Origin of the sequence: Cohnella candidum, assembly GCF_003713065.1 — a bacterium.
GTDB classification, from domain to species: domain Bacteria; phylum Bacillota; class Bacilli; order Paenibacillales; family Paenibacillaceae; genus Cohnella; species Cohnella candidum.
This window is the reverse complement of sequence record NZ_CP033433.1, coordinates 3,568,592-3,585,550: the sequence shown is the minus strand read 5'-3', so window position 1 is coordinate 3,585,550 and position 16,959 is coordinate 3,568,592. Positions and strand designations below refer to the sequence as shown.

Here is a 16,959-nt window from a genome sequence, read left to right as displayed (position 1 = left end):
AATCCACCATTCCAAACAGGTTCGGGTTATGTAAGCGCTGTATACGGTCTTATAATGAGAGCATCATAGACTGCAGCTATGAACCAATAAGGGTTGAAACTCGAAAGGGGTCCGGAAGATGTCACGACCAAGGAAATCCATATCCGTTCTGATCGCTTTACTTCTGCTGCTGGTTGCGATTCTATCCGCATGCTCGAAGTCCAGCTCGGGCCAAGATAGCAGCAATGCCTCTTCCCCCGCCAATTCGGCGAGCTCGGCATCATCCGGCGGAGATCAGTCGAAAGAACAAATCACGCTTCGCATGACGGTATGGGGAGCGCCGGAGGAAGTGGCTGCTTATAAGGTAGCCATCAAAAAGTTCGAGGAGAAATATCCGAATATCACCGTAAAACTTCAGCATATTCCCACTGACTATGATACCAAGCTCACGACAATGGTGGCGGGTAATGACGTGCCAGATATCGCGCAGATGGAATCTGCCAGCATTGCTTTCCCGCTTGCGGAGCAAGGCAAATTCTACAATCTCCAGGAATTTCTCTCGTCCGATCCGGACATCAATGCGGAAAGACTCGTTCCGAATATCTCGTATTCGCTTGAGCCGGGCAACGTCATCGGCTTAGGCCCGGGTCCCGAGACATTCGCCTTGTTCTATAACGAAGATATTTTCAAAGATGCTGGCTTAACGCCTCCGCCGTCCAAAGCATCGGAAGCGTGGACATGGGATCAGTTCGTCGAAGTCGCCAAGAAACTGACGATCGACAACAAGGGCAGGAATGCCACGGATGCAGACTTTGATCCCAAAAATATTAAACAGTATGGCGTGAACTTTCCAACGTGGTGGGGGAGCTACAGTAACTTTATTTTCTCCAACGGCGGGGACTTCCTCTCCGAAGACGGGAAATCCTTCGCGCTAAATCAGCCGGCTGCAGTAGAGGCCCTTCAGAAAATCGCGGATTTGATCAATGTTCATCATGTTGCGCCTTCTCCGGTCCAAGCCAAGAACATTCCGGCTCCGAACATCGCGCTTCAGACGAAAAAAGTGGCAATGGACATTGACGGGCAATGGGTGAGCGCAGGATTGGCGCAATCGAAAGTCCATTACAACGTCGGAGTATTGCCGATTATGCAAAAACCGATGACCACCGTGGTTTGCGGGATGTTCTCCATGTTCAAATCAACCAAGCATCCGAAAGAGGCTTGGGAGCTGATGAAAGCGCTGATGGACCCGGATGCGGCGATCGACATGATTACGGCCGGGACATGGATGCCCTCTTATCGAGACTGGTATACGGAACCGACTTTGCTCGCCAAATGGACGGAAAACCTCGATTCCCGCCCATCGGGCTATAAAGACGCGATCGTAGACGTTCTATTGAATAGCAGCCACCAAACGCCGACGGGTTATGTCAAAAACTTCAACAAGATTATGGATATCGTGAATCCCGCCTTGGATAAAGTATGGCTCGGCCAACAATCCGCGCAAGAGGCGATGGATTCAATCGCGAATAAAGCGCAAGCTCAGGTAAAGGGCCGCCGTGACGTGAAGGGCTAAGAATAAAAGAACAAGCGTTTAAATTTGCGGAAGACGGCGTTCTTGCTTAAGATCGCCGTTTTCCTTAGCTGGAAGCTATGAGATCGGAGGTAATCATGAGAAAAGGGCTGTTTTACGGGTTGTTGTTCACTTCGCCCGCCATACTCGGGTTTCTCATCTTCACGTTAGGTCCCATGATTGCCAGCTTGGTGCTTAGCCTGACGGATTATAACGTATTCAGAGAGCATACCGCATTCGTCGGATTCGATAATTATTCCAAGTTGTTTTCAGGCGAAGACGAACTGTTCTATAAATCGCTTGGCGTTACTTTCTACTTCGTCCTTCTGCGGGTACCTGCCGTTATTTTCATTTCTTTCGTGATTGCCCTGCTTCTGAACCTGAATGTCAGAGGAAGAGCCCTGTTTCGTACGATCATCTACTTGCCCAGCATCGTACCTGCGGTCGCATCGGCCATGATCTGGATGTGGCTGCTGAATCCCGATCTGGGCCTTGCCAACTCTCTGCTCAGATGGTTACATCTGCCGGCCGGAAGTTGGTTGTATTCGGAGGGAAGCGTGATTCCTTCCGTCGTGCTGACCACGTTGTGGGGAATCGGGGGCACGGTCATCATTTTCCTCGCAGGACTGTCAGGCATTCCCAAGCAGTATTACGAGGCGATCGAAGTGGATGGGGGCGGGTGGTACAGCAAGCTGCGTCACATTACGATTCCGATGGTCACGCCGACGATTTTCTTCAATACCATCATGACGATCATCGGATCTTTCCAGGTGTTTAACGAAGCTTATATTTTAACGCAAGGCGGACCGAACAATAAGAGTTTATTTTTCGTGTTCTATCTTTGGCGAACGGGTTTCCGGGATACGGAAATGGGGTATGCGTCCGCGCTCGCGTGGGTGCTGTTCATCATTATCCTGTTTTTCACCTTGATTGTGTTCAAAACCTCGAAATCATGGGTGCATTACGAAGGAGGGGAGCGTACGTGAGGCAATCGAAGCTTACGCTTACGGCGGGTTACACGGCTTTGTTATTGATCTCAGCGATGTTTATTATACCGTTCGTATGGTTGCTGCGAAGTTCGCTCATGGATTTATCGCAAATTTTCACCATGCCGCCGGAATGGATTCCGAAACCTTTTCATTGGGACAATTTCCATAGAGCCCTTACGACCCTGCCGTTCGGTACCTTCTTCACCAATACGCTTATCATCGTGGTCAGCGTTCTTGTCGGTACTGTCGTGACAAGCAGTATCGCGGCGTTCGGGTTTTCTCGGATTCAATGGAAAGGAAGGGACGCCATATTCGGCATTCTGATGTCAAGCATGATGCTGCCGGCGGCCGTAACCCTGATTCCCAGCTTTCTCGGTTGGAAGATGCTCGGCTTCTATGACACGTATTACCCGTTGATCGTACCGGCGTATTTCGGCGGCGGAATCTTCAATATTTTCCTGCTGCGTCAATTCTATTTAACCATTCCGCGGGATTTCGATGAAGCGGCCTTCGTCGACGGAGCCACTTATTTTCAAATCTACATGAGAATTATCATGCCGCTAAGCCGTTCCGTTCTTATCGTAGTGTCCTTATTCAGCTTTTTGGGATCATGGAACGATTTCATGGGCCCGCTCATTTACGTGAAAAGCGACAGCCTGTTTACCCTTGCGCTCGGGTTGCAGATGTTTCAGGGAACCTATACCGCGCAATGGGATCTGCTCATGGCGGCTTCGGCAGCCGTCGTGCTGCCTTGCGTCATCGTGTTTCTGATCGGGCAGCGCTACTTCCTTGAAGGGATTACGTTGACCGGCCTCAAAGGATGAGTTGACGAAAGAAAGGAAAAACAGGATGACACCCATAGAAAGCCAAATCATGAAATGGCAGAGCGTTCCCTTTACGAAAGTGAATATCGATGACGCTTTCTGGCGTCCGCGTCTAGAAGTCCTAAAACATGTGACGATAAAGACCTGCATTGCCCAATGCAAGGAAACCGGGCGCATATCGAATTTCGCTAAAGCTGCCGGTCTGATGGACGGAGAATTCGAAGGCATCTATTTCAACGACTCCGATGTGTACAAGGTGCTCGAAGGCGCAGCCTATCTGTTGATGTCGAACAGGGATCCGGAGTTGGAATCGGAAACCGACCGGATGATTGAGCTCATCGCCGCCGCGCAGGAACCGGATGGCTATTTATGCACTTACTACACATTAGTGGCGCCCGAGAGCAAATGGACGGACATGGAAAAACATGAAATGTATAACGGCGGTCATTTGATCGAGGCGGCGGTCGCTTATTTCGAAGCGACAGGCAAACGCAAGCTTCTGGATGTCGCCTGCAGGATGGCAGATCATTACGACCGCTTATTCGGCCCCGGTAAACGCCATTGGGTAGAGGGCCATGAGGAAATCGAACTGGCACTTGTCAAGCTGTATCGCGTTACCCGTGAGGAGCGTTATTGGAAGCTCGCTCTTTGGCTGTTGGAGGAACGGGGGCATGGCCACGGCAAGGGGGAAATATGGGATAAGGAAGAATGGGGGCCGGCATACTGCCAGGACGATGTTCCGGTTCGGGACATCGAAAGGGTTACCGGGCATGCCGTCCGTGCCATGTATCTATACTCGGCAATGGCGGATGTTGTTCACGCTTCGGGTGATCTTGCCTATGTCGATGCCTTGCATCGCGTTTGGGCGCATACCGTGGAACGAAACATGTACGTGACGGGAGGAATCGGACCTTCCAGGGATAACGAAGGTTTTACCACGGACTACGATCTTCCGAACGAAACGGCTTATTGCGAGACCTGCGCCGCGATCGCCATGGCGTTCTGGAATCATCGGATGAACCTGCTGTTCGGCGATGCCAAATATGCCGACGTGGTGGAGCGTGAAATGTACAACGGCGCTTTAGCCGGCATTTCATTGTCCGGCGACAAGTTTTTCTACGTCAATCCGCTGGCGTCGAAAGGCGGCCACCACCGCGTAGAATGGTTCGGTACGTCCTGCTGCCCAACCAATTTGGTACGGTTTCTGCCTTCCATAGGCCAGTATGCTTATGCGCGGACGGACGACGGACTCGTCGTAAACCAATTCATGAACGGCGAAGCGGAATTCGAGATCGGCAACGGACTTAACGTAAAGCTGAAGCAAACGACTTATTACCCGTGGGACGGCAAGATCGAGCTTGCGGTAAATCCTGAACGAACAGGGAAATTCGCCGTTCGATTACGCGTTCCGGGTTGGTGCCGGGGTTACAAACTGGAGGTTTGCGGAGCCCCCCTCTTCGGAGCCGAAGCGCTGACGGACCGCGGGTACCTGATTCTGGATCGACAATGGTCACCTGGGGATTCCATCGTACTTCAACTGGACATGCCTGTGGAGGTCGTACGCGCCAGGGCGGAGGTAGAAGCCAATCGCGGTCGTCTTGCCATTCAGCGTGGACCCGTTGTTTATTGTATGGAGCAAGCGGATAATCCGGAATTAAACGATGACGCTTTTGCCCTATCTCCCCGGGACCCGTTCCATATTTGTTACCGTCCGGATCTGCTTGGAGGCGTAACTTTAATGACCGGTAAAGAGGAAAATGGGAAACCTTGTGTTTTGATTCCTTACTATGCTTGGGACAACCGGGAGAAAGGCTTCATGCAGGTTTGGATTCGAGAGGTAGAGAACCAGCTCCTATATCTCTATTAACAATCGTCATAAGTTTGTCTTCCTATAAAATGGATGAATTTAGGTGACGAAGTTAAAAATTGACGAAATCGCTGGATGCGAGCAGACCGGTTATTTCCAACGACCGGTTCTCGTAACGGAGTTCGGAGGCATCTCTTTCCAACGCGGTGAATGGGAGGGCTGGGGATGCTTGAAAGGTTGTCCTGGTAAAGAAAGCTAGAACTGCTGAGATTCTTTCCCTCGGTTATAAGAAAAACCAGCAAATCCTTGTGATTGCTGGTTTTTTTGCACTTCATTACTTAATTGTTAAGTAACAGGTTGCCTAACCATCTGGGACCGTTTTTTTAGTGGATAAAGAACGGCGACCTCTCCCCGGTTGATTGCCGGGAATCGATCGCCGTTTAAACGTTGTCTTATGAAGAGATGGCTTCCTGCGAAGGTTCCTTCAGCCTTGCCCAGCTGCGATCGATATCCGCGATCAGCTCCTCCGGATCCTCGATACCGATGTACAGACGAACGCTCGACGGTGCGCTGCCATCTGCGTTGAATTTGGCGGGGGCAGCGCCGGCGGTGACGAGACTCTCGTATCCGCCCCAGCTGACTCCGATTCGGAAGTATTGGAGACCGGTCGCCCATTCCTTCATTTTCTCCACGCTGTGGCGCGTCACGAAAGAGAACAGGCCTCCGTAACCGGTCAATTGGCTGTCGGCGAGCTCCTTTTGCGGATATTGCTCAAGGCCCGGATGATTGACGCGGACGACGTCCGGCTTGGACGCCAGGTGCTGCGCAATCTTGAGCGCGCTGGCCTGGTGGCGCTCAAGCCGCAACGGCAGCGTACGCAAGCCGCGGGTGATGAGCGAAGCCGTCTGCGGGGCCATCGCGGCTCCCAGATTCAGATAACTTCGGGAACCGATGAGTCCGAGGAGCTCGCGGCTGCCGACGACGACGCCGCCGACGGTATCGCTATGACCCGAGAAGTACTTGGTGAGCGAGTGCATGACCAGGTCGCAGCCGAGCGCGATCGGCTTCTGGAAATAAGGCGTCGCCCAAGAATTGTCGATTGCGGTGAGTATCCCGTGGGTTTTCGCCAGTTTCGTGACGGCAGGCAGGTCCTGCATCTCGAACATCCCCGAGGTCGGGCTCTCCAGGTAGAACAGCTTGGTATTCGGGCGAATCGCCGCCGCGAATGCGTCCGTGTCCGTGCCGTCGATGAAGGTCACTTCGAGGCCAAAGCGGTTAGACAGGTCGACGAGCAATTCGCGGGTCGGGCCGTACGCTTGGTCCACGCAGACGATATGATCGCCCGTGCCGGTAAGCGCAAATAGCACCGCCGCTATGGCACCCATTCCGGATGCGAAGCAGCGCGCGGCCTCTCCGCCTTCAAGCTGCGCGATTTTGTCCTCCAGATACATGACCGTCGGATTGTTGCCCCGCGAGTAGACAGAGGCCGCCAGTACGTCCTTCATCGCCTCGTCGAACTTCTCGTGCGTTTCGAAGGCGAACAGACTGCTCTGGTAGACCGGCATCGAGATCGCTCCGTGATGCCTTGTATCTACCGAATCGTGAGAGACTTGAGTGTAAAAATGGCGCTTATCGCTTTCACTTGTTGGCATGTGTGCTACTCCCATCCTGCTGGAACTTGTTTAACCCTTTTCTGCCCCTTGCGTCAAGCCTTCAACGATATACCGCTGAGCGAAGGCAAACATAATAATCGTTGGGATAACGGAGATTACGGTTCCGGCCGACATGGATCCCCAATCGATATCGAACTTCAACACGAACGAATTCATGCCTACGGGAAGCGTCTTGAGCGAATTCGTGTCGATAAACATGACGGCCATGAACAATTCGTTCCAGTTCTGAACGAAGGCGAAAATAAACGTTGACGCAATGCCCGGCAGCATCACCGGGATAATGATGCGAAAGAGGGAAGAGATCCGCGAACAGCCATCGATCATCGCCGCTTCCTCAAGACTGGACGGGATACGCTGGAAGAAGCCCCTGAGCATGATGGTAGAGAAGGCGATGGACATCGTCGTGTACAGGATGATGAGCGACAACCGGGTGTTCGTGAGCCCCATCTTGGACATCATCAGATATAACGGCGCCAGCGATATGAAGCCCGGCAGCATCTGTGTAAGGAAAAAGGCGAGCATGATCTGCTTGTGGCCGCGGAATGTGAATCGCGCCATGACATAAGCGCACAGAATCGAGATGAAGATGACGCAAATCGCGGACACGATGGATACAAACAAACTGTTCATAATATAAACCTGGAACTTGGAAACGGTGAAAATCCGATTGAAATTGTCAAGGGTAAATGTACTTGGCCAATACGTGATAGGCAGTTTGAAGATCTCGCGCTTCGGTTTTAAGGACGTGACCACGATCCAATATAGCGGGAAGGCCATCACGATCATATGCAAGGCCAGATACAGAATTTTCAATCCTTTAAGTGTCGCTGCTTTTGCCTTCATCAGAAGTCACCCACTTTCTCGGACTTCGTCACGAACAAATAGAAGACCGTATACAGCATCAGTATTGCAAGCATAATGACGCCGATGGCGGAAGCCATGCCATAATTGCCGGCGAGCAATCTTTCCATTAATAGGGACGACAGGACGTGCGTGCTTCCGGCGGGGCCGCCGTTGGTCATGCCGTAGATCAGCGTCGGGTCGTTGAAAATCCAGATGACCCGCAGCAGTGTGGTAGCGATAATTGTAGGCATAATGTAGGGCAACGTCACGTTGAAAAACTTGCGGAACGCGTTCGCGCCGTCGATGTCCGCGGCTTCGTACAATTCTGCCGGTACCGATTGCAAGGCGGCGAGCAGCATGATGGCAAAGAAGGCAATGCCATACCATACGTTCGCGACGATGACCGAGAACATCGCCCAATGCGGATCCGACAAGAAGCCGATCCGATCGTCTATAAGACCGATCTTGAGCAGCAAGTCGTTGATGACCCCGTACTGGGAGTTGAACAGCCATTTCCAGATGAGTCCGATCAGGAACCCGGACAGCGCCCAGGAATAAAACACGAAGCCCTGATAAACGCCTCGGCCGCGATACTGCTTTTTCAGCATGAGCGCCAGCGCGAGCCCGATCGCGAATTGGAAAATCAGCGAGAAAAAGACCCAATATACGCTGTTCTCAAGCGCGGTGAGGAACTTGCTGTCCTTGAACGCAGTCACGAAATTATCCAGCCCTACGAAGTCAATATTGCGCTGATCGAACAATTCGTAATGCTGGAACGCCATGAGGACGCCGCGCAAGAAAGGATAGAACGTGAAGACGCCAAGCAGCAGGAATGCGGGGAATAAGCTAAGCCATATAAATGTCCGCTGTTTCATTAGAATTCACCGCCTTAAGATGCAGGGAACAAGGCAGGCAGCCGAAGCTGCCTGCCAGTTCTCTTTTCGTTAACCTATGCGCCGTCGATTATTTTTTAGTCGCTTCAAGCTCTGCTTTCGCATCGACCCAGAACTTATCCCATACCGCGAGCGTTTCTTCGACGGTAGCCTTGCCGAGCAGCATCTTCTGGCCGGATTCCATGGACACCGTACCGAACTTGCTGTTGGCCGGATAGTTGAATGGAGCCTTGTAGCTGACGAAAGTCTTGGAATCGGCCGTCATATCCAGCAGCGTCTTGTAGGGACCGGATTGGAAATATTCGTCCGAGGTTGCCGTCGTGTGGATCGGAATCGTGCCGTAGCCCTTGGACCATGTCAAATTTTGTTCATTGGAGCTCAGGAATTCGATCAACTTCCAAGCAGCGTCCTTATGCGCGGAGAAGGACGTGATTCCCCAGCCCGCGCCGCCGGAGTTGATCAGCGCGACGCCGCCTGGACCAACCGGCATCGGCGCAGTCGCCCACGTTCCGTCTTCCATGCTCTCCTTCAGCGAGTTGATAACGTCCGGATCCTGCAGGAGGAACGCCGTCACGCCGGATGTAAATGCTTTAACCTGCTCGGAAAATCCCCAGCCGACCGAGTCTGGAGGCGAGCCTTCCTTGAAGAGCTTCAAATACAGTTCGAGCGCTTTCTTGGCTGCGTCGGAAGAGTAGATGGACTTGCCGTTGTTCAGGAACATGGCGTCTTTGGTATTGACATCCGCACCATTATAGGCAAGGATCATCGTATCGGGAACGCTGTTCGCGCCGGGGCCGCCGCGGAAGGAGAAGCCATAGCGGTTTTTGGATTTGTCGGTCAGCTTTATGGAAGCGTTGAGAAGATCTTCATAAGTCTTCGGCACTGCGATTCCTGCTTCTTTCAGCCAATCCGCGCGATAGAACAGCTGACGCTGATAGAGACCGTTGGAAATGAAGTACAATTCGTCGCCGATTTTGCCTACGTCGATTGCGGCCGGCGTCAAAGTGGAATACTCGCTCCAATTTTTCGTATATGGGCTAAGAGGTGCTAGATAACCGTTGTTGACAAACTCGGCAACGTTCAGATCGCGTGCTTCGACGATATCGATATCTTCCTTGGCGCTGAGCATCGTGCGGATCTTGTTGTCCGCTTGGTCGAACGGAGGCGAGATCAATTCGACCTGGATGTTGGGGTTCTTTTTCTCGAACGCGTCGATCATGGACTGAAGCATGGTCGTACGGGCATCCGAGGTCAAGCTCTCAATCATCCGGAGCTTCACTTTCTCTCCGCCGGAATCGCTGGGGCTGGCGCCGGAATCCTTGTTGGCATTGCCGCCGCACGCAGACAGGACCAACGCAAGCGCAACTGACGACACAGCCCATTTAGAAACCGCTTTCAAAACAGTTGGAAATACCATTTTCTTCCCCCTCCAATTTAGATACCATACCGGCTAGCTATCTAACTGTCAACCTGTATGATAGGTAAGTTCATAGTAGGGGAATAAGATTTTTTTGTCAATCCCCTCATGATCCTGAAATCAGTTTACACTTCGTAGGTTTTAATCAAGTCTTCCAGGGCGTTCGTCAGCTTGTCGAATTCAGACAGCGCGCCTGCTACATCGTGAGCCGCGATCGCATCGAACATCGTGAAGTGATAAGGGTAGGTCGTGTCAAAAAGCTGCTTGTTGCCAAGCGGTTCGTAGAAGAATTTATTATACAGGTCCGAAAAGGAATCTAAGACACTCTCCAAAATCGGATTTGCGGCAGCCTTGAAAATGAGACGGTGGTAGGTCAAATCGATCATGGACGTACTTTCATCGTTTTCCTTCAACCTGCGGTATTCTTCCAGACAGCTTTGTATTTCCTTGATTTGCTTGGGGGTTATGCGCTTCGCTGCCAGCTCGATCGCCTTGCCTTCCAAAGCGCGGCGTACGTCGAGGATGGCGAGGAGCGACTTTTTCTCCACTTCAACCTTGACCTTGCCCGAGAATCGAAATGTATCGACATCTCTCACAAAAATACCCTTACCGTTCTCGATCTTGATAATCTCGCTTGCTTCGAGGAAACGGAGCGCTTCACGCAGCGACGAGCGCCCGACGCCGAACATCTCCGTCAATCGTTCTACGGAAGGAAGCTTGTCGCCTTCCTTCAGTTCGTTATCGTGTATATACTTCTGAAGCTCTTGAGACACCTGCTCGTAGAGGTGTATCTTTTGTATCTTCATCCGGAACCTTTCCTTCTTTCCTGTTCACCTATCAGACAGGTAAATCATAGACACTTCTCGACTTACTGTCAAGTTAATGTTACATTTTAATCCATTTTACTGGCGTGAAAAATGTCGAAAGTCTAACAAAAAATAGCAGTTTGACCGACAATAAGATAGGTTGGATTCTTGGTTCGGAGGCGCATCATGTTTCAGCAGCTTTTTAATAACTTTTCCGTCCTTACTATAAGCGCATTGCTCGGAAGCTGGTATATGCGTAAATTTGCCGATGACCTCCGCCGTTGGAACAGGGGGATCATCGGGTTATGTGCCGGTTCCATCGGCATTTTGCTGATGACTTTTACCGTGCAGGTGGGAGAGCACGTCATTGTCGATGCGAGGCAAATCGCCGTGATGATGGGGGCTTTTTTCGGAGGACTGCCTGCTGCCCTTATCTCGGTATTCATGATCGCGGCTTTTCGGATTCTGAAATTCGGCGTAAACGAGCCGGCCATTGTGGCCTCGATGAGTGCGTTTGTCATGGCTGTCTTGTCCGCGTGGGTCGGGAAATACGTCGTTCGCTTCCATTGGAAATGGATGGCGATGACCGCCGTCTCCTTGATTCCCGTCGCAATCTCTTTTAGCATCTTGGTACCTCACCGTGCAGAAATGCTGATTTTCGTTTATACGTCGTTTATTATCGCCTGCAGCTTGTATTGTATCTTCGTTTTGGGGATGCAGTATCGAGCGATCGAAGCGCAGCGCTCGAAAGAAAGAGCGGAGCTGGAAGTATCGGCCGTGAAACAGGAATTGGCGGAAACGATACGCCTGCAGCAAGGGCTTACCTTCAAGATGAAGAAAGTGAACGACAAATTCATCTATACGATGGCGGACGGGCAGCTGCTTTATCAGCTCGGATTATCGCCGGAGCGTTGCGTTGGGAAAACGGTAGAAGAAGTGATGCCCGCCTCGATGGTATCGTACATCAACGGCATTTATGAACGGGTATGGGCAGGAGAAACGGTCGAATATGAGTCCGGCTTTAACGGATTCACGTATTTAAACTGGATCAATCCCGTACGGAATTCAGAAGGAAAAGTGATCGAGGCGATTGCTTCGGGAGCGGATATCACGGCCCGCAAAAAAGCGGAAAAGAAACTCAGCGACAGTGAACTGAGGCATCGCCGGCTGGTTGCATTGAGTCCGAATGCGATCTTAGTAGCCATTGACGGTAAAATCGCCATGGGCAACCAACAGGCGGCTTACTTGATCGGAATAGAAAACGAAGCGGATTTGGCGGACCGGAGTCTATTCTCCCTGGTGCCCGAAGAGTACCGAACTTCCTTTGTTCAAGCCGTGCAGGAAGTAAAGTCCGAGAACGACCCGATTATCCATGTGGAAAGCAAGTTCATGAAGTTCGACGGCACGGTCATGGATGTGGAGGTATCCATAGCGGCAGTGCCTTATAACGATAAACTCGGCGTGATGCTTAGCATTCGGAACGTAACGGAACGGAAACTGGCGGAGCTGCGTTTGCAAGAAGCTAATCAGATGCTTTCGCGAATGGCGACGAAAGACGGACTCACGGGCATATCGAATCGGCGCCATTTCGACGAGATGCTGGACACGGAGTGGAAAAGAGCGATCCGCGAATCGAGTGCGATCACGATCGTTATGTGCGATATCGATCATTTCAAAGCTTATAACGATACCTACGGGCACCTCGGCGGTGACGAATGTTTGAAAAAAGTGGCGTCCGCGATCGATGCGGCCGCCACGCGTCCCGGGGACATGGCGGCTCGATATGGCGGGGAAGAATTCATTCTTCTGCTGCCCGACACGGATCTGAACGGAGGCCAAGAGGTGGCTTCGCGATTACGGGAGGCCGTACTCAGCCTTAGGCTCCCTCACGAAAAATCGCAAGCCGGCGAAATCGTCACCATAAGCGCCGGAGTGGCGTCGCTCGTGCCTCAGGCCGACTTCGAGCCGAAAATGCTGATCGACTTGGCGGACAAAGCCCTCTATCAAGCCAAGCTGAATGGGCGCAATCGGGTCGCTGCGACTGTCTCATAACGCCGGATTCATAACTTCGCTTATGAAAGGAGAAAGAAGGATGGCCGAGATCTTGCTATTCCATCACGCACTGGGACTGACGAAGGGAATTTACGCTTTCGCTGACGAGCTGAGAAGAGAGGGGCACATCGTCCACACTCCCGACCTCTTCGAGGGGCGCGTGTTTACCACGATCGAGGAAGGCATGGCCTATGTCGAGGAAGCGGGGTTCGAGAAGATCATCGAACGGGGTACGGATGCAGCCGGAGAGTTTCCGTCCGAGATCGTCTATGCGGGGTTTTCGCTCGGGGTCGTCGCCGCCCAGAAGCTCGCCCAGACTCGTGAAGGAGCCCGCGGCGCGTTGTTCTTTTACTCCTGCGTTCCGACTACGGCGTTCGGCTCCCCTTGGCCGGCGGACCTGCCGGTTCAGATTCACGGAATGGACGCCGACCCCTATTTCATGGACGAGGGCGATGTTGAGGCGGCACGCGAGCTTGTGGCGTCGGCTCATCAGGCTGAGCTTTTCTTGTACCCAGGAGATCAACACTATTTCGCCGACAGCAGTTTACCGTCCTATGACGCTGAGGCGACGGCGCTCCTTTTGCGGCGCGTGCTTGATTTTCTCTCCAAAAATATGTAAATGGCCCGGTGTCCTTGATAGGGACACCGGGTTTTGTTTTAATTAGATTCATCCTCGAAACCGGCGGAGGCAGCCCTCGATGAAAAACACGACGTTCGGAAAAGTAACCGTTCTCATCCTTTGTTTGTTGATACCGATCATCCTTTTATACGGTTACTCGAACCAGGTCAGCATCGATACGGTGCGCGATACGATCGAGGATCAGAATCGCAGCCGGCTCGGCTTTTTCGTCAACCAGATGGACATGATGGTCGACCAGCTTGTGAAGCACTCCGTAACCGCCAGCCTGGATTTCAGCATCCGGGAGTACTTGGACGGCAGAGGGAAAAACGACCAGCGCGTGCAGCTTCAACGGCAATCCCGGATCGTCGACATGCTGAATATGCAGACGTCCACGAGCGCATGGAGCAATCAGATCATCTTTTATTTACGGGATTCCAAAGAGATCATCTCTACGGACTACTCGGCCAAATACAGCGACGAATTGATCAACAGCCGGAAGAAGGGCGTATGGCTGCACGAGAACGCCTTGTCTTTCGGGTTGAAAGAGAATCTATTCTCTCGTATTCAGGAAACCGAGCATCCCAATCTGTTGGTGGAAGTCCGGTTTAACGACGCGAACCTGAAGAACATGCTGGTATCGCTCAAGCAACAGGAGGCGCGGGAGCCTTTTCTCTACCACCCCGGCGAAGAACCGATCATGGGTTTCGATGCCAATTACACCACCGTGCAGCAAACGGCGGCACAACTGGAACGTCAAAAGCTGAAGGATAACGGCAGCTTTAACGTCACGATGAACGGCGGGAAATATATCGTCCACTACGTCCGTTCCCCTTCTCTCGGCTGGTACTTGGTTGACGTCGTTCCGCTTGAGAGCTATTTTTCTCCGATCAACAAAAGCCGCAACCTTTTTTATACTTCCATCGCGTTGTTAATGGCGTTAAGCGTATTGGCCGCGCTGCTGCTGTACCGCAACGTCCAACGGCCGATCAGCCTCCTGCTGCGAGGGGTTCAGCGCATGAAGGAAGGCGAATTCTCTTTCCGGTTGAACAAGCGGCCGGGGAATGAATTCGATTTTCTGTTCGGCAGCTTTAACGAGATGGCGACGCAAATCCAGGAGTTGATCGACAAGGTGTACAAGGAGACGCTCCGTTCCCAGGAGGCGACGCTGAAGCAGCTCCAATCGCAGATCAATCCGCATTTTCTGTACAATTGCCTTTTCTATATCAAAAACATGGCCAGCCTGGGAGACAAGCAAGCCGTCGTCGACATGGCGCTTAATCTGGGCGAATATTACCGCTATACGACCCGGCTGGAAAATTCGATGACGACCCTGCGGGAAGAACTGAAGCTGATCCGAAATTACTTGAATATCCAATCGGCGCGGCTTCAGCGGTTCCAGTTCGAAATCGAGGTGCCGGAACCGATGCTGTCGCTCGAAATTCCCCGGCTGCTGCTGCAACCTTTGGTGGAAAACGCGGTCCTGCACGGAGTGGAGAACAACCTTCAGTTCGGGATCATTCTCGTGAGGGGCGATCAGGAAAACGGAGTCAACCGCATTACCGTGGACGATAACGGACTGGGACTATCCGACGAAGAACTGGCGGCGCTCCAAGCGAAAGTCAGCATGCCGATCGATGAAAACACGGGAACCGGCCTGTGGAACATCCATCAACGCCTGATTTACATGTACGGCGGAAAATCGGGTCTGTACTTTGCGAAGTCACCGTTAGGCGGTTTCCGCGCGTCATTGATTTGGGAAGACAGGGGGGAACAGCGATGAACGAACAGGAGAAAATCCAGCTTCTGCTGGTGGACGACGAAGCCAGCGTGGTCGACAGCTTGGCGGAGACTCTGCCATGGGAGAGCATCGGGGTCGTGAACGTGTTCAAAGCCTATTCGGGCCGGGAAGCGCTGGAGATTTTAAGCACCAATTCGGTGGACATCATGATTTCCGATATCCGCATGCCCGGCATGAGCGGGCTTGAATTGCTCGCGCAAGTTAGGAGAAGCTGGAAGAAGCTCAAATTCATCCTTCTGTCCGGCCATGCCGAATTCGCTTACGCCCAGCAAGCGATGGCTCATGAAACGTTCGATTATTTGCTCAAACCGGTCAGCGACGAAGAGATTTTGTCCAAGGTCGCTTTGGCCGTGGAGACGGTGCGTAAAGAAAGAGACGAATACCGGATGCACGAACGGGTCGCCATGGCTTTCCAGGAAAGCTTGCCGAAGCTGCGGGGAGAGCTGCTCAATGAGCTGCTTCAGGGATTTAAATATTACCCGGGGCGGCTGGAGAGCCGGCTGGACTCGCTCAAAATCCGGATCGGACTTGGCGAGCCTTGCTCGCTCATGCTGGTACGCGTGGAAGGCCAACTGCTGGAAATGGATTTTTACAGCTTGTCCTTGATTGAGTACGCGATCGGGAACATGGCCGAAGAATGGTTCGAGGACCGCTTCCGCCTCTGGTCCTGCAAAAGCGTGCACGGCTATTTGGCTTTCGTCATTACGCCGACGTCGCAATCCGCGGGGGAGCTGCCGCCGGAAGAGCTGGAACAGGAGCTGCGGCAAAAAGCGTCTCAATTGCAGTTAAGCGTCGAGCGTTATTTGCGCGGTACCGTATCCGTCTTGATCAGCCAAAGGGGCGAATTTCCCCGCGACGTCAAACGCTTGTACGACGATCTGCTTCTCGCGCTTCGCAGACAGGTCGGGAACCAGAACGGGCTGTTCGTGCAGGTTTCGGACGAAATCGAACAGCAGCCGGTTCATTCCCTTCAGAAGCTTTACGAGCCGCCGCTGCTGCTGCATCTGTTGGAATCCGGCAACTGGGACCTGACGGAAGAGAAGCTTACGGGCATTTGGAACGAGCTCAATCAGAATTGGGCCGACTCTCCGGAGCATTTGACGGAAGTTTTCTTCGCCGTGTACTCTTCTTTCGCTTCCTTCTCGCATAAGAACGGCCGGGAGCTGGCGGCGATGATCGGCCCCTCGTTGTCTGACGTTGCGGGACTGCTGCCGAGCCGTTCGATCTCCTCGCTGCAGAGCTGGATCTTCGATTCGTTCCGGATGCTCCGCCAAAGCGTGGAGAACGAGGCGAGAGACGACCGGGAAATCGCCGTGCAGAAAATCAAAAACTACGTGCAAAAGCACCTGGTGGAAGACGTTTCGCTGCAAAGGCTTGCGGACTACATGTACATGCACCCGGTCCACGTTTCGCGGATTTTCAAGCTGCAGACGGGCGAGAACTTGAGCGATTACGTGCTCCGGCTGAAGATGGAGCTGGCAGCCTCCCTGCTCGCCAACCCTGCGATGAAAAGCTACGAGATCTCTCTGCAGCTGGGTTACCAGAATCCGAACTATTTCAATAAGGTGTTCAAGAAATACTACTCGCTGACTCCCCAAGAGTACCGGCAGAAGCTGGAGTCCTCCAGGGAAGATTGACAGGCGTGCCCGCTTCCGGGCACGCTTTTTTTCGCATCGTACAAGCCAT

The 16,959-nt window shown here is 52.5% G+C and carries 13 protein-coding genes; 8 read left to right on the top strand and 5 right to left on the bottom strand.

The annotated features are described in order from the left end of the window. The first annotated feature begins 118 nt into the window (after nt 1-118). The 4 genes from EAV92_RS16275 to EAV92_RS16260 all read left to right on the top strand — a co-directional run bounded on the left by EAV92_RS16275 (nt 119) and on the right by EAV92_RS16260 (nt 5,229). Entirely contained in the window at nt 119-1,552 is a 1,434-nt protein-coding gene (locus tag EAV92_RS16275) for an ABC transporter substrate-binding protein (RefSeq protein ID WP_123042080.1), read from the top strand. A gap of 95 nt (nt 1,553-1,647) precedes the next feature. After that, complete coding sequence (locus EAV92_RS16270; RefSeq protein WP_123042079.1) at nt 1,648-2,535, top strand: carbohydrate ABC transporter permease; 888 nt, start codon at nt 1,648-1,650, stop codon at nt 2,533-2,535. Nucleotides 2,536-2,591: 56 nt separating this feature from the next. Next, nucleotides 2,592-3,362: a carbohydrate ABC transporter permease gene (locus EAV92_RS16265; RefSeq protein WP_241158572.1), complete on the top strand. Its 771-nt coding sequence runs from the start codon at nt 2,592-2,594 to the stop codon at nt 3,360-3,362. A 25-nt stretch (nt 3,363-3,387) separates the two neighbouring features. Beyond that, nucleotides 3,388-5,229: a glycoside hydrolase family 127 protein gene (locus EAV92_RS16260; protein ID WP_123042077.1), complete on the top strand. Its 1,842-nt coding sequence runs from the start codon at nt 3,388-3,390 to the stop codon at nt 5,227-5,229. 392 nt (nt 5,230-5,621) lie between these two features. Here EAV92_RS16260 and EAV92_RS16255 read toward each other — a convergent pair whose 3' ends face one another. From EAV92_RS16255 to EAV92_RS16235, 5 genes are all read right to left on the bottom strand, one after another. After that, nucleotides 5,622-6,821 carry a trans-sulfuration enzyme family protein gene (locus EAV92_RS16255; protein WP_123042076.1) on the bottom strand — a complete coding sequence of 400 codons (1,200 nt, stop codon included), beginning with the start codon at nt 6,819-6,821 and terminating at the stop codon, nt 5,622-5,624. A gap of 30 nt (nt 6,822-6,851) precedes the next feature. Beyond that, nucleotides 6,852-7,685 (bottom strand): carbohydrate ABC transporter permease, encoded by an 834-nt coding sequence (locus EAV92_RS16250; protein ID WP_123042075.1) that lies wholly within the window; start codon nt 7,683-7,685, stop codon nt 6,852-6,854. Then, nucleotides 7,685-8,560: a carbohydrate ABC transporter permease gene (locus tag EAV92_RS16245; RefSeq protein ID WP_123042074.1), complete on the bottom strand. Its 876-nt coding sequence runs from the start codon at nt 8,558-8,560 to the stop codon at nt 7,685-7,687. Before EAV92_RS16245 ends, EAV92_RS16250 begins: the two co-directional genes overlap by 1 nt. Before the next feature lie 88 nt (nt 8,561-8,648). Beyond that, nucleotides 8,649-9,995, bottom strand: coding sequence for an ABC transporter substrate-binding protein (locus EAV92_RS16240; protein ID WP_123042073.1), 1,347 nt, complete (start codon nt 9,993-9,995; stop codon nt 8,649-8,651). A 125-nt stretch (nt 9,996-10,120) separates the two neighbouring features. Further along, nucleotides 10,121-10,801 (bottom strand): FadR/GntR family transcriptional regulator, encoded by a 681-nt coding sequence (locus EAV92_RS16235; protein WP_123042072.1) that lies wholly within the window; start codon nt 10,799-10,801, stop codon nt 10,121-10,123. Nucleotides 10,802-11,053: 252 nt separating this feature from the next. On the opposite strand from EAV92_RS16235, the gene EAV92_RS16230 reads away from it, so the two are divergent. The 4 genes from EAV92_RS16230 to EAV92_RS16215 all read left to right on the top strand — a co-directional run bounded on the left by EAV92_RS16230 (nt 11,054) and on the right by EAV92_RS16215 (nt 16,910). Further along, the gene (locus EAV92_RS16230) at nt 11,054-12,853 is read left to right on the top strand and encodes a diguanylate cyclase domain-containing protein (RefSeq protein WP_164472813.1); all 1,800 of its coding nucleotides are present in this window, start codon (nt 11,054-11,056) and stop codon (nt 12,851-12,853) included. 40 nt (nt 12,854-12,893) lie between these two features. Beyond that, nucleotides 12,894-13,472: a dienelactone hydrolase family protein gene (locus EAV92_RS16225; RefSeq protein WP_123042070.1), complete on the top strand. Its 579-nt coding sequence runs from the start codon at nt 12,894-12,896 to the stop codon at nt 13,470-13,472. A 79-nt stretch (nt 13,473-13,551) separates the two neighbouring features. After that, nucleotides 13,552-15,255, top strand: coding sequence for a sensor histidine kinase (locus tag EAV92_RS16220; RefSeq protein WP_123042069.1), 1,704 nt, complete (start codon nt 13,552-13,554; stop codon nt 15,253-15,255). Continuing rightward, on the top strand, nt 15,252-16,910 hold the full coding sequence (locus EAV92_RS16215) for a response regulator transcription factor (RefSeq protein WP_123042068.1): 1,659 nt from the start codon (nt 15,252-15,254) through the stop codon (nt 16,908-16,910). The genes EAV92_RS16220 and EAV92_RS16215 overlap by 4 nt, the downstream gene beginning before the upstream one ends. Nucleotides 16,911-16,959 lie beyond the last annotated feature (49 nt).